The organism is Nocardiopsis baichengensis YIM 90130, from assembly GCF_000341205.1.
GTDB lineage: Bacteria > Actinomycetota > Actinomycetes > Streptosporangiales > Streptosporangiaceae > Nocardiopsis_A > Nocardiopsis_A halophila.
In genome coordinates this window covers 123,146-137,572 of record NZ_ANAS01000012.1, presented here as the reverse complement: position 1 = coordinate 137,572, position 14,427 = coordinate 123,146, and the positions used below count along the sequence as shown (strand labels likewise).

Annotated in this window: 9 protein-coding genes; all 9 read left to right on the top strand. The window is 73.5% G+C overall.

Going from position 1 to position 14,427, the window contains the following annotated elements; genetic code table 11:
* Positions 1-151 precede the first annotated feature (151 nt).
* Positions 152-1,750, top strand: coding sequence for an ABC transporter substrate-binding protein (locus C892_RS0111575; RefSeq protein WP_017557322.1), 1,599 nt, complete (start codon positions 152-154; stop codon positions 1,748-1,750).
* Positions 1,750-2,709: an ABC transporter permease gene (locus C892_RS0111570; protein WP_017536942.1), complete on the top strand. Its 960-nt coding sequence runs from the start codon at positions 1,750-1,752 to the stop codon at positions 2,707-2,709. Before C892_RS0111575 ends, C892_RS0111570 begins: the two co-directional genes overlap by 1 nt.
* Positions 2,706-3,620 carry an ABC transporter permease gene (locus tag C892_RS0111565; protein ID WP_017557321.1) on the top strand — a complete coding sequence of 305 codons (915 nt, stop codon included), beginning with the start codon at positions 2,706-2,708 and terminating at the stop codon, positions 3,618-3,620. The genes C892_RS0111570 and C892_RS0111565 overlap by 4 nt, the downstream gene beginning before the upstream one ends.
* On the top strand, positions 3,617-5,512 hold the full coding sequence (locus C892_RS0111560) for a dipeptide ABC transporter ATP-binding protein (RefSeq protein WP_017557320.1): 1,896 nt from the start codon (positions 3,617-3,619) through the stop codon (positions 5,510-5,512). Before C892_RS0111565 ends, C892_RS0111560 begins: the two co-directional genes overlap by 4 nt.
* Before the next feature lie 96 nt (positions 5,513-5,608).
* Positions 5,609-7,624: a CocE/NonD family hydrolase gene (locus C892_RS0111555; protein WP_017557319.1), complete on the top strand. Its 2,016-nt coding sequence runs from the start codon at positions 5,609-5,611 to the stop codon at positions 7,622-7,624.
* Entirely contained in the window at positions 7,621-8,385 is a 765-nt protein-coding gene (locus tag C892_RS0111550; protein WP_040685386.1) for a TetR/AcrR family transcriptional regulator, read from the top strand. The genes C892_RS0111555 and C892_RS0111550 overlap by 4 nt, the downstream gene beginning before the upstream one ends.
* Positions 8,386-8,827: 442 nt before the next feature.
* Positions 8,828-10,384 (top strand): serine/threonine-protein kinase, encoded by a 1,557-nt coding sequence (locus C892_RS29960; RefSeq protein ID WP_338040847.1) that lies wholly within the window; start codon positions 8,828-8,830, stop codon positions 10,382-10,384.
* A 408-nt stretch (positions 10,385-10,792) separates the two neighbouring features.
* Positions 10,793-11,434, top strand: coding sequence for a response regulator transcription factor (locus C892_RS0111540; protein ID WP_017557317.1), 642 nt, complete (start codon positions 10,793-10,795; stop codon positions 11,432-11,434).
* 906 nt (positions 11,435-12,340) lie between these two features.
* Positions 12,341-13,690 carry a BamB-related PQQ repeat family beta-propellar protein gene (locus tag C892_RS0111535; RefSeq protein WP_017557316.1) on the top strand — a complete coding sequence of 450 codons (1,350 nt, stop codon included), beginning with the start codon at positions 12,341-12,343 and terminating at the stop codon, positions 13,688-13,690.
* Positions 13,691-14,427: the final 737 nt, after the last annotated feature.

The window sequence follows — 14,427 nt, the reverse complement described above, 5'->3', positions numbered from 1 at the left end:
TACCCGCTTTGCCAGGGGTTGAACCAAATTTTTCCCTCACCTATCGTTCGTGACTCACATCAATCGTTCACCGAACGAATCAGCCGTTCGCTGAACGATCCCCCTGTCCCCCGACCATCCCCGACCCATCGACCACGAGGGGAATGACCCCATGCCGCGTTCACGCGAGGGCGGCGGCGGGCCGCCGGCCGTCCCGCGCCGCACGGCCCTGCTGGGCGGCCTGGGCGCCGTCGGCGCCGCCGCCCTGCTCTCCGGCTGCTCCCCCGGCGGCCGCTCCGCCGCGCCGGTGCTGTCCCAGGGGGCCGCGGCCGGCACGCCCGCCGCCGGAGGCGTGCTGCGCATCGCCCGCCCCCCGGCCTCCCAGGCCGAGACCCTGGACCCGGCCGGCTCGCTTTCGGCCTACGAGTACCTGGGCGCGCTGTACAACCGCCTGGTGCGAATGGACGCCGACGGCGAGACCGCGCCCGACCTCGCCGAGTCCTGGGAATCCGACGAGCAGGGCGTGCGCTGGACCTTCCGGCTGCGCGACGGGGTCCGCTTCCACGACGGGGCCCGTCTCACCTCCGCCGACGCCGCCTACACCCTGCGCCGCCTCGTCGACCCCGACCTCGCCTCGCCGCAGGGCACGGTCCTGTCGCCGCTGGTCGACCCCGGAAAGGTGACCGCGCCCGAGCCGGGCGTGCTGGTCGTGGAGCTCAAGGAGCCCAACTTCGAGTTCCCCGCGCTGCTGACCAACTACAACTGCTACGTCATCCCGGAGGGCTCCGGCGACGCCATCGGCGGCACCGGGATCGGCACCGGCCCCTTCCGCCTGGAGTCCTTCTCCCCCGGCGGCCGCGGGCGCATCGTCGCCTACGACGACCACTGGGAGGGCCCGCCCGTCCTGGACGCCATCGAGATGTACTCGATGACCGACATCCAGGCCCGCACCAACGCCCTCCTCGCCGGGCAGATCGACCTGATCTCCCAGACCAACCTGGACTTCGCCACCGCGCGCGTCGTCGAGGCCTCCGATCGGGCCACCATCGCGCGCTCGGTGAACGCCCAGTGGTACGTCCTGCCGATGCTCACCACCGCCGAGCCGTTCACCGACCCCAAGGTGCGCAAGGCGATGAAGCTGGCCTACGACCCCCGGCACGTGGTGGACGTGGCGCTCCAGGGCACCGGGGTTCCGGGCAATGACAACCCCGTGCCGCCCGGCACGCCCTACTGGACCGACTACTCCGTGGAACGCGACCCCGAGCGCGCCCGCGCGCTCCTGAAGGAGGCCGGGGCCGAGGGCCTGGAGGTGGACCTGTACACCTCCTCCTACGACCCCGTGTTCACCCCGATGGCCCTGGCCTACCGCGACTCGGCGGCCGAGGCCGGGATCGGCGTGACCGTGCGCAACGCCTCGGCGGACTCCTACTACACGCAGATCTGGATGAACAAGCCGCTGATGGCGACCTACTGGTACACCGGCCGCCCGGCCGACCAGCTGCTCAACCAGGTCTTCCGCAGCGGCTCCTCCTACAACGAGACCGCCTGGTCGAACGGGGACTTCGACGGCCTGCTGGACCAGGCCCGCCGCACGCGCGATCCCGACCGGCGCAAGGGCCTCTACCAGGACGCCCAGCGCCTGGTGGTGGACGAGGGCGGCGCCATGACGCCGATGTTCGCCGACCGCCTGGTCGGCCTGTCCCGGGAGGTCCTCAACTACCGCGAGACCGGATTCGAGTTCGACTACCGCTCGATCGGACTGAGGCCCTGATGCTCACCTTCCTCACCCGGCGCCTGCTCTCGGCCGCCGGCACGGTGCTCCTGGCGGCGCTGCTCGTGTTCGCCGCGGTGCAGCTGCTGCCCGGCGACGTCGCCACCCAGGTGCTCGGCCAGGACGCCACCCCCGAGGCGGTGGCGGCCCTGCGCGACCAGCTCGACCTGAACCGCCCCGCGGCGCTGCGCTTCGTCGAGTGGGCGGCCGGGGCCGTCCGCGGCGACTTCGGCACCTCGCTCGTCTCGGGCGAGCCGGTCGCCGGCTCCCTCTGGCTCCACCTGCGCAACACCCTGCTGATCGCCGCCGCCACGGTGGCGGTGGCCGTCACCTCCTCCATCGTCCTGGGCGTGGTCGCCGGGCTCTACCGCGACCGCTGGCCCGACACGCTCATCTCCTCGCTCACCCTGGCCGGGATGAGCGTGCCGGAGTTCGTCGTGGCCACGCTGCTGGTGCTGGCGCTGTCCATCACCGTCCCCGTCCTGCCGGCGGTGGTGCTGGACGAGGCCTCGGCCCCGGTGGGCGACCTGCTGCCCGCGGTGGTGCTGCCCACGGTCGCGCTGTCGGTGGTGATGACCGCCTACATCGTGCGGATGACCCGCACCAGCGTGATCGACGTGATGGCGAGCGAGTTCGTCACCACGGCCCGGCTCAAGGGGCTGGGCGCGTGGCGGGTGGTGGTGCGCCACGCGCTTCCCAGCGCACTGCTGCCCACCCTGAACGTGATCGCGATGAACGTCGCCTGGCTGGTGGGCGGTGTGGTCGTGGTCGAGAACGTCTTCAACTACCCCGGCATCGGAAAGCTGATGCTGGAGGCGGTGCACAGCCGCGACCTGCCGGTGCTGCAGGCGGTCGCGGTGGTCGGAGCCGTGGTCTACGTGCTGTGCAACCTCGCCGCCGACCTGGCGGCCATGGCGCTCAACCCGCGCCTGCGCACCGGTGAGAGGAGCGCCCGATGAGCGAGGCGGAACCGAACCCCGTGGACACGGGCGGCGCCGCGAAGGGCAGGCCGGCCCGCAGGGCCGGGACGGCCCGCGCCACACTGCGCTCGATGCTGCGCTCCAAGCCCGCGACCGCGGGCCTGGTCCTGGTGGCGGTGCACGTGCTCATCGCCCTGCTGGCACCGCTGCTCACCCCCTACTCCCCCACGGCCAACGCGCCCGGCAGCGCCCTGCTCGGCCCGAGCGCCGGGCACTGGGCGGGCACCGACGCGCTCGGCCGGGACGTGCTGGCGCGGGTGCTCCATGGCGGCCGGTACGCCCTCACGGTCTCGTTCGCAGCCACCGCCTGCGCGGTCGCCCTGGGCACCCTGGTGGGATGCGCCGCCGCGCTCAAGGGCGGCCGGCTGGACGACCTGGTGATGCGGGTCCTGGACGCGGTCCTCGCGGTCCCGCCGATCCTCGCACTGCTGGTGGTGGTGACCGTGCTGGGCGCCGGTCCGGCGGTGATCGTCCTGGCGGTGACCGTGGTCTACGCCCCGCAGGTGGTGCGGGTGGTGCGCGCCGCGGCCATGGGCGTCGCCCCGCTGGACTATGTGACCGCCGCCCGCGCGCGCGGCGAACGGACCTTCCCCATCCTGGTGCGCGAGGTCCTGCCGAACATCGCCGACGTGGTCTCGGTCGAGTTCGCGATGCGCGCCTCCTGGGTCGTACTGCTGATCAGTTCGCTGTCCTTCCTAGGCTTCGGCGCGAACCCGCCCACGCCCGACTGGGGCCTGATGATCGCCGAGAACCGCACCGCCATGACGGTGGTCCCGTGGGCGTCCCTGGCGCCGATCGTCGCCCTGGCCACGCTGGTGCTCGGGCTGAACCTGTCCGCCGACGGCCTCGCCAAGGCGTGGGGCGTGGACCGCGTGAAGGAGGCCCAGTGAGCGCCGAGCAGGAACCGAAGCAGGAGGCCGGGGAGGAGACCGCGGGTGGCGCCGGCGGCCCGTCCGAGGGGCGCACCGATGCCACCACCTGGCAGGGCGAGGGCATCTACCGCCGTGAGGTCCCCGCCAAGGTGGAGGACCTCTCCGTGGCCTACCGGGCCGGCGGGCGCGACATCACCGTCGCCCGGAACGTGTCCTTCGAGGTCGCCGCTGGGCAGACCCTGGCGGTGGTCGGCGAGTCCGGCAGCGGGAAGTCGACCGTCGCCGGCGCCCTCCTGGGGCACCTGCGCCACGGCTCGCGGATCACCTCCGGATCGGTGGAGGTCGCCGGCCGCGACGTCTTCTCTCTCGGGAACCGCGACCTCAAGGCGCTCCGCGCCCGCGACATCGCGATGGTCGGCCAGAACGCGGGCAACGCCCTGACCCCGTCGATGCGCGTCGGCACTCAGCTGGAGGAGGCCCTGCTGGCCCGGCCCCTGTCGCGCGCCGACCGCCGGGCCGAAGCGCGCGCGCTGCTGGAGAAGGTCGGCCTGCCTGAGCCGGACCGGATCGGACGCCGCTACCCGCACCAGCTCTCGGGCGGCCAGCAGCAGCGGGTGGCGATCGCGATGGCGCTCGCCGCGCGCCCGCGCGTGCTGGTACTCGACGAGCCCACGACCGCGCTGGACGTGGTCACCCAGGCCCGCATCCTAGACCTGGTGGCCGACCTCAGCGCCGAGCTGGGCCTGGCGACGGTCCTGGTCAGCCACGACCTGGGCGTGGTGGCGCGGATGGCCGACCACGTCGTGGTGATGCGCGAGGGCGAGGTGGTGGAGGCGGCCTTGGCCGAGGAGCTGTTCGCCTCCCCGCGCCACCCGTACACGCGCCGCCTCCTGGCCAGCGTTCCGCGGGTGTCCGACGAGGGGCTGGCCGAGGTCGGCGAGGACGGGACGCGGACCGTGCGCGACCGCGCCCCGGTGCCCGAGGACGCCCCTGATGTGGTGACCCTGGAGGACGTCGTCGTCCAATACGGCCGCAGCCGCGCCGTGGACGGGGTGTCCTTGGGACTGCGCAAGGGCGAGGTGCTCGCCCTTGTGGGCGAGTCCGGCAGCGGCAAGTCCACGCTGGCGTGGTCCCTGGCGGGCCTGCGCTCCCCGGCGTCGGGGCGGATGCGCCTGCACGGCGAGCAGGAGGGCGACCTTTCGGCGGGGGCCCGCCGACGCCCCATGGCCGTCCGGCGCCGCATCCAGTTGGCGTTCCAGAACGCCGACACGTCGCTGAACCCGCGCAGGATCGCGCGGGAGGCCGTGCGCCGGCCGCTGCACTTCTTCGGTCTGGCCTCGCGGTCGGACGCCGATTCCCGCGCGCGCGGGGTGATCGAGGACGTGGCACTGGACCCCGCCCTGTCGGATCGGCTGCCCCAGCAGCTCTCGGGCGGACAGCGGCAGCGGATCGGCATCGCACGCGCGCTGGCCGGCGGCCCGGACGTGGTCGTGGCCGACGAGGTGACGACCGCACTGGACGTGTCGGTGCAGGCGTCGGTGCTGGCGCTGCTGGACGACCTGCGTACCGAGCGCGATCTGGCGTTCGTGTTCATCAGCCACGACCTGGCGGTCGTGCGCGGCATCGCCGACCGGGTGGCGGTGATGAAGGACGGGCGCGTGGTCGAGGAGGGTCCGGTCGAGGCCGTTTTCACCGGGCCCAACCACCCCTACACGCGTCGCCTGTTGGAGGCCGTCCTGGAGCCGGCCCCCGCCGGGGCTCAGGGGGCCGAGGGGCCGGGTACCGCTCGGGGCTCCAGCACACCGCTCCCCGGCACCGCCCAGGCCGCCGACGCAGCCGAGGCCACCGGCGCCGACGGTGCATGGATCGACCTCGGCGGGGGCCACCGGATCCGGCGCGGCGGGGAGTGAGGGGCCCCGCCGCGCCTCGCCCGGGGCCCGTACGGGCCCCGGGCCCCTTGGGCCCGAACGGGCCCGCCCACCACATGAAGGAGAGAGACGGGGGAGATGAAGTACCGCGAGGAGTTCCCGCGCGACATCGAGATGCGCGAGATGTGGATCCCGATGCGCGACGGCACCCGGCTGCACGCGCGCGTGTGGCTGCCGACCGACGCCCTTGAGGAGCCGGTGCCCGCCCTGCTCGAGTACCTGCCCTACCGCAAGGGCGACTGGACGGCGCCGCGCGACGCCGAGCGCCACCCCTACTACGCGGGCCACGGGTACGCGTCGGTACGGGTGGACCTGCGGGGCGCGGGCAACTCCGAAGGCGTGATGCGCGACGAGTACTCCCCTCAGGAGCTGGAGGACGGTGTCGCCGTGATCGAGTGGCTGGCCGCACAACCCTGGTGCACCGGCCGCGTCGGCATGTTCGGCATCTCCTGGGGCGGCTTCAACTCCCTCCAGCTGGCGGCGCTGCGCCCCGAGCCGCTGAAGGCGGTGGTCACGGTGTGCTCCACCGACGACCGCTACGACAACGACGTCCACTACACCGGCGGGTCGGTGCTGGGCATCGACATGGCCGGGTGGTCGGGCACGATGCTGGCCTTCACCGCGCGCCCGCCGGACCCGGCGGCGGTCGGCGAGGAGTGGCTGCCGATGTGGAGGGAGCGCCTGGACGCCCTGGAGCCGTTCGTCCACACCTGGCTGGACCACCAGGCGCGCGACGGCTACTGGCGCCACGGGAGCGTGTGCGAGGACTACACGGCGGTGGAGGCCGCGGTACTCGCCGTGGGCGGCTGGGCCGACCCGTACCGGGACACGGTGCTGCGGCTGGCCGAGAACCTGCCCGGGCCGGTGCGGGGCGTCATCGGCCCCTGGGCGCACCAGTACCCGGACCGGCCCCTGGAGCCGGGACCGCAGATCGGCTTCCTCCAGGAGACGGTGCGCTGGTGGGACCACTGGCTCAAGGGGGCGGACAACGGGGCGATGGACACGCCGCTGCTGCGCTCCTACATCCAGGATCCGGTGCCCCCGGCGACGGCCTACCCCGTCCGGGAGGGGCGCTGGGTCTCCGACGACGCCTGGCCCTCCCCCTCGACGGCGTGGACCGAGCACGCCCTGGGCGGGGCCGGGGGCGGGGTCGAGGCCGGTGCCGTCACGGTGCACAGCCCGCAGCACACGGGGGTGGACGCCGGGCGGTTCTTCCCCTACGGCAACGCCACCGACCTGCCGCCGGACCAGCGCGAGGAGGACGGGCGATCGACGTGCTTCGACTCCGCGCCCCTTGAACGCCGGACCGAGGTCCTCGGGCGCGCGCGGGTGCGGCTGCGCATGGACTGCGACCGCCCCAAGGGGACGGTGGTCGTCCGCGTCTGCGATGTGGCGCCCGACGGGGCGTCGACGCTCGTGACGCGCGGGGTGATGAACCTGTCGTCGCGCCAGGGGCGTGAACGGATCGTCCCTTGGGAGCCCGGGACGCCCGAGGACGTGGAGGTCGAGCTCACCGGCACGGGGTACGCCTTCCCTGCCGGGCACCGGATCCGCGTCGCGGTGTCCACCGCCTACTGGCCGTGGGTGTGGCCGCAACCGGGCGGTGAGTCGCTGACGGTGTGGCCGTCGCAGAGCGCGCTGCTGCTTCCGGAGCGGCGCGCCGGGTTCGACGCCGGCCGCGCACCCGTGGTGTTCGAGGAACCGGAGCAGGCCCCGCCGCTGCCGGTGGTGCTGGGCGAGGGCGAGCGGCGCCCGGAGCGGCTCGTCACGCACGACGTGGGCACCGGCGAATGGGTCCTGGACGTCGACCCCAACTACGGGGGATCGCGGACCTACCCGGACGGGCTCGTGTACGCCGAGAAGGCCCGCGAGTACTACAGGATCCGGGTCGACGACCCTCTTTCGGCCATGGCAGGCTCCCGGTGGGAGATCCGCATGCAACGGGAGGGATGGGACATCACGGTGCGCACGTCGAGCGAGCTCACCGCCACCGCCGAGCACTTCGTCGTGCAGAGCTCCGTGGAGGCCCGCTCCGGTGAGGAGACGGTCGCGAGCCGGGAGTGGCGGCGCGAGATCCCGAGGACGGCGGGATGAGCGCGGACGTGGGCCCGGGGACGGCGGGCGCCGGGGGCGATGTCGAGGAGATCGCCGCGGCGCCCGAGGCACCCGCCCCCTCCTCCGGAGCGGAGCCGTCGGAGGACCGTCGCTCCGGCCCCAAGCGCCGAGCGGTCGCCCCGGGCAGGCGTACCCGCCAGCCGACCGAGGTCCGCAGGCGGCTGATCCTGGAGGCGGCCGTACCGCTGGTGGCGGAGAAGGGCGCCGGGCGCGTGGGGCTGCGCGACATCGCGCGCGCGGCCGGGGTGTCGGTCGGCACGGTGACCTACCACTTCGGCGGCGTGCAGGAGATCCTCACCGAGGCCGTCTCCATGGAGATCGACGGCTACTACCGGCCGCTGGGCGAGCGCATGCTGTCCCGCCCGACCGCGGCCGAAGGGCTGGAGGTCCTGGTGGACGGGGTGTTCAACGCCGAGACCGACCGGCACTGGCGGCTGTGGTTCGACAACTGGGCGGCCAGCGCGGACGCGGCCCCCGACGACCGGCAGCGCCGCCGGTACGAGGAGTGGGCCGACCGGGTGGCCGAGCTGATCCGCCGCGGCTGCGTCGAGGGGGCGTTCGCCTGCACCGACGTCGCCGAGACGACGACCCGCTTCAACGCCCTGGTGGACGGCCTGGCCCTGCGCCGCCTGCGCGGGGCCCCGCCCCTGGACATCGACCAGGCCCGGTCCCACCTGCGCCGCTTCCTCCGCGCCGAGCTGGGCCTGGAGCAGTCCCCCCGGACGAGCGGAGCACGGTGAGGGCCCCGTCGACGAGTCCGCTCTGGAAGGGCCGGTGGGCGGTCGCATCCGGCGGCCGCCCACCGGTTCCCCGAGCGTGGGGCGACCGCCCCGGGACAGTGGCCCCGCCGACCTCCGCCTGAGCCCCGCCAAGCGGCGAGGGCCGGGCGGAACCGGTGATCGGGGAGCGTCTCCTGCCCGGACCCCGTGAGCGGACTTCCGGTGCCCTGTCGTCCGCACTCGCCTGCGACTCCGGATTCGGCTGCTCTCGGACCGAACCGAGCGGATCCTTCAGGCGTCGGAGTGTCCGTGTACTCTCCCTTCGCGGAGGACTCTTCTTCCGCCCTCCAGAACGACACGGAGAGGGCGGAGTCCTCCCCATGCACCCCCACTCCCGTCTTCCGTTAGAACCGACGCGCAATGAGCGAACCCTCCCCCCCTCGTCCCGGCCCGCTTCGCCCCACTGCGCAGGGGGGACCCACGGAAGATCGGACCGTACTCCCTCCTCGGCCGGATCGCCGCCGGCGGCATGGGCGCCGTGTACGCCGGCCACCAGCAGGGCCTGTCCGGCCTCGCCGCGGTCAAGACCGTACGCGAGGAGCTGGTGGGCAATGCCGAGTTCCATGCGCGCTTCGCCGAAGAGGTCATGCTCGCCAAACGCGCGCTGGGACTGTGCTTCCCCCGCTTCTATGACGCCGACATCGACACCGAGCCGCCCTGGCTCGCGGTCGAGTACGTCCCCGGCCCTACGCTCTTCGCCTACGTGCGGAACCGCGGCCCCCTCACGGGCGACCGTCTCGTCGCACTGGGCGTCGGGCTCGCCGAGGCCCTCGCCCGCGTACACGCCCAGGACGCCGTGCACCTCCGGCTCAAGCCCGCGGACATCGTCCTCGGCCCCGACGCCCCCAAACTGGTCGGCTTCGGCTCCGCTCGAACCGGCGGCCCAGTGGGAGGCGCCGAGTGGATGAGCCCCGAGGCTCATGCCGGCCAGGGGGCCACGGATCGCTCCGACGTCTTCTCCTGGGCGACGATCCTGGCCTTCGCGTCCACGGGGCGCGAGCCGTTCGGAACCGGTCCCATGGACGTCCTCGCTCGCCGCATCATGCGCGACGAAGCCGACCTCCGGGGCGTCCCGGAGCCACTCCTGCCCCTGGTCCGTGCTGCCTTGTCGAAAGAGCCACAGGACCGGCCGGAAGCGGCGGCGCTCGTGTCGACGCTCGTGACCCAGTGGTCGGGGCGCACACCGGCCGCCCCCATCGCAGGTGTCCAGGCCCTCCTGACAGCGACCTGGACGGACATGGAGTCCCCGCTTCCCGCTCCTCCCCCGAAGCGTTCACGGCACGGCCTGATGATCGGCCTCGCAGCGGCCGCCGGTCTCGCACTGGCGGGCGTGACGACCGTGGCGGCCCCATCCGCCCTGGACGCCTCTTCGGGAGCGGGGTCGGACAGCAGGGAGGGTCGAGACGGCCGAGGCGTCGACGGCGGCGCTCAGGGCGGCGATGAGACCGCTCAGGACGGAGACGACGATGGAGGCGCGACCGCCTCACCGGCAGCCGCGCCTCCGGAAGCCGTCGACCTGAGGGCCGACGGAGCGATCGAGGCCCGGGCCACAGTCGCGGACACCGGCGACAGCGCAGCCTTCTCCTCTGGGAGCGCGACGTCCCTTCATGTCAATGTCTCTGGCGCCGAAAGGACGAGCACAGGCGTACGGATCACGGTGAACGGGCAGTCCCTGGGCGTTCGCGGCCAGGTCCCCCGCTTCGACCAGTCGAACTTCTACGTCCTCGCGGAGGGAGGGCGAATCGATCCGGCCGAGCCGTTCAGCTATAGCCCTCAGCTCGGCTACCCGGCCGGAGAAGAGCAGAACGAGAACACGCTCGTGTTCCCTGGCGCCGCGGAAAAGGGGCTGCTCGTCTTTCAGTCCCCTGAGATCGCCGGCGCCCGACCGGGCCCGGTAGGAATGTGCTACTCGACCGCCAAGGCCGCCTCCTTCACCACGGACTATGGCGAGTGCATCTGACTCACGCCCGGACGCCCTGCGTCGTATGAGGCGTTCTCCCATCTCCCGGGGGGGGGAGTGAGGACCTCCTCGGGCCGTCCGGTCGTGCCCTCGACACGGCCGTCCGGACACGGCGGGGGCCTTGTCCGGATTTTGGGTGTCGAAACGTTCGTGGCGGTTTTCGGCGGCTCGTTGACGATCTCGTGAACCCCGTTCGTGCGGCCACTTCCGGTCATGTGGCGGCGCGGCATACGTCCGGACAATCCGGGGCACAAGTACCGCAACACCGGCAACCCCCGCGACAGACCCCCCACTACCCCACAAACGTCGCCCGCGCGGGCGGCCGAGCCCCGGACCGTGGGACTCGGACGCCCGGTCCGACTGCGGAGAGTAGCGACGCTGCACCCGAGCGACGATCCAGGAGCCCCCATGACCCTCTCGTCTCCCCTCACCGTCCTCATCGCCGACGACGACCTCGTCATACGCGCCGGCCTGGCCGCCAATCTCCAGCGCGGTTCCGGTCTCACCGTCGTGGAGACGGCGAGCGGCGCCGAGGCCGTCAAGATCGCGGAGGAGACCGGCCCCGACGCGGCGCTGGTCGGCGCCCGCATCCCCGCGCTGGGCCCCTCCGGGGCGATCAAGGAGCTCTCGGCGATCACGCCGGTGGTCCTGCTCGCCTTCCCCGGCGACGGCGAGGCGGTCCGCGAGGCGCTGACCCAGGGCGCCACCGCCGCTCTGGCCTACGGCTCGTTCACCCCGCCGGAGCTGGCCGAGGCGGTACAGGCGGTGGCCCGCTCCGGGGCCGGACAGGAGGAGGTCGACGCGATCACCTCCGTGCGCGGCCCGGCGGCCGCCGCGGCGCTGCGCTCGGAGAGCGGCCTGACCGACCGCGAGGCCCAGGTGCTGCGCCTCGTCGCCGGAGGCATGTCGAACTCGATGATCGCCGACCACCTGGTGGTGTCGGAGAAGACCGTCAAGAACCACATCAACCACATCTACGCCAAGCTGCACGTGCGCAACCGGGCGCAGGCCATCGAGCGCTGGCGATCCGCGGAGTCCGTGGGCGTCTGAGCGGAGCCGGGCCGACGCAGGGCCGGGCCGAGGCAGGGCAGGCCCCAGGGAGGGCCGAGAGACCGCCCAGGCCGAGGCACGAACGGCCGAGACAGGGCCGCGCCAGGGCGACGCCGGGTCCCGCCGGGCCGGGGCGGGCGAGGGCTGGGCCAGGGCGCACCACGCCAGGCTGAGGCGGACCGAGACGCACTACGCCGCGCCGAGCTGAGGCGGCCGGGGCGTACGGACGGCAGGGCGCGTGGGACCCGGGGGCGGTCCCCGCGGCGCCCGTGGCCGGACGTCCCGACGTAGGAAGACGGCGCGGAAGAACAGCGCGCGGGGCACGGGCGGCGGTGTGCGCCGTCGGCGGGCCCGGCCACGGCCGGGCTTCGACCGGCCCCGGGAAGGCCCAGTCCTGCCCCGATCGGCCCTGGCCGAGCCCGATCATGTTCCGGCGCGCCCCGGCATCCCGGCCGGGCCGCGGCCATGACGGCTTTGGGGCGATCCGGCCAGGGCGGGAGATGGACGGGTCCCTACCGGGAGGAGCGCTCAGGACGGGAGCGTCGGACCCGGTCGGAACGGCCCCGCTGGCGGGAGCGGGCGGGGCGGCCGGGCGGCCCCGGGGCAGGCGTTGTGCAGACGGCGTGGGCGCGGCAGGGAGGAGGCGCTGAACGCCTACCGGCGGCCTGCTCCGGATATCGGCACGGGGCGGCGCCCGTCCTTTCCCGGGGAAGCGGGCGCGGGTCCCCGGGAGGAGTCCGAGTGCGGATCCCCGGGCGGTGCGTCCGCGGGTTCCCGAGGCACTACGGGTCCGGGCGCCCCGTTCGCGACGAATCGCGGAAAATTCTCTAGAGTGAGGGTTTCGTGCCCCCGCGTCGCCGCCGGAGCCGGCGACGGCGCCCCGTCCCCTCCGTCCGAAGGTGTTCCGTGCAGACCGGAGAGCCCCTGCGTCGGCCGGCCCGGCGACTCGCTCCGCTGCTCGCCGCCGTCGTCCTCGCGGCGCCCGCCTGTTCCGTGACCGACGCCGACGGCAGTGGCGGGACCGCCGAGCAGCAAGGCGCCCAGGACCAGGTGTTCGATCCCCCCACGGAGTTCGACACCGGCGCCGCCACCGAGATCGACCTCGGGGCGGGCTCGGGCGAAGAGGGCCGGGCACTGCGCCTGGCAATGGACGAGGGCACCGTCTACTTCAGCGACGAGGACGGCCTGCACGCCTACGACGCGCTCGGCGGGCGCGAGCTCTGGTCGATGCCCACCCGGCAGCCGGTCGTGGACGCCCGCCCCGACAGCGCCGTGCTCACCGAGATCGACGGACGGGCCGTCGTCGTCGGCGCCTTCCAGACGCGCAACCCCGGGGAGGGGAACGCCGTCGGGCAGGAGCGTCTGGAAGTCGTTGCCGCGGACGCCCGCAACGGCCACCCGCTCTGGCGCGCCGAGCACATCCCCTCCGGGCCTCCGCCCGACCCCGACGACGTGTTCGCCGTGGGCGCGGACGAGGACGCCGTCGTGGTCTCCTATGGCACCGCAGTCGCCTTCTCCCCTGAGAGCGGCGACCGGTTGTGGAGCGAGGGCCGGCTGCGCCCAGAAGCCGTGGTGGACGGCACGGTTGTCGGCTGGTCGACGGCCGACGCCGCCGAAGGGCGGCAGGACCAAGAGGGTCGGCAGGACGGCGAGTCACTCGATGCAGGGCCGGGCGGGCCCTCCGGTCCCCCTGTCGGCGTGCTGTCGGCCGTCGGTTCTATGGACGGAGCCTTCCGCTGGCGCCTGTGGGACGAGGAGGGCGGCGAGTCCGCCGTGCCCCTAAGGGTCTCCTCCATGGACGGTTCACGCCTCCTGGTGGGCCGTGAGTCGTCCCCTTCCGTCGGCGACGAGCCGGCGCCCGAGTGGGCGGTGGTCGACGCCGCCGAGGGCGAGACCGCCTACTGGACCGAGCGCATGCGCGACCAGGTCTGCCGCTACGACGACCAGTCGATGCTGGTGTGCTGGAACGGCGGCCACACCTCCCCCGCCGTCTACGTCTACACCTCCGGGAGCGGCGACCGCCTCTGGAACGACGACGCCTTGGGCGGCAGCGTCCCGACCGACATCCGGGGCGTGTGGCACGGAGTCCTCTACACCGACAAGGGGCTCGGCGGCGACGCCCCCGGCATCTACAGCCTGGACTTCCAGAACGACCTGGAACTGGACCCCGGGGCCGCCCCCGACCTGACCGACGGGACGGTGGGCCTGCGCTTCGCCGAGGACGGGACCGCCACCGCCTTTCCCGCGGTGGCCTGAGAGGACGGGTCAGCGGCGGCCAGGCCCCTGGACCAGGGGACAGAGTTCCTGGTCGGCGGCGCGGGGAAGGCGGTCCGCTGTGAACGCGCAGCTCTCCTGTGCATTCCGGAGATTCCGTGAGGTTCGGAGAACGGACGCCACGGTTCGCGTGTGCTCAGCGCTGAGGCCGCGCTGAGCGGCGCGATGCGCCGAGCAGCCGCGGGCCCCGGCAGGCGCCCCGCCCGGGCCCAGGGGCGGGACCCCACGCACCTTACGCGCCTTCCGAAAGGCTCAGTAGCCGGGATCCTACGAAGCTCTCACGCTCGTCCGAGTCGCGTCCCTTGGTGCGGTGTGGCTTCACGAACGCACTGCCGACCCTCGCCTCCAGGCGGTCCCGCCTGCCCGTCCCCGGCTGCCGGGCCCCGAAGTCCGACTTCCCCGGCGAAGAGCCCGGCCATGGAAGCAGCGGCCCCTTCGACCACCACACAACGGCTCACCGCGTTCCGGACGCATCCAGGTCAGACCGACCGGGCGAACTCACACCCTTGGCAGGACACCGTCCTCGTCCGTCAGAGGTCCGCCGCCTCATTCGGGTCCTCCGAAAATCCCCCGTCGCGCCGGTACGGCCGTGCGACACCCCCGGACCGCATATCGTCGGCTCGGTAGGGTCCTCGCCCTTCCTCGGTGTCCCAGGGCGCCCAGAGCACCCCCCGGACGCCGCGATGCGTCCCCGGGCCCGGGGGATGTCCCGAGGCGTC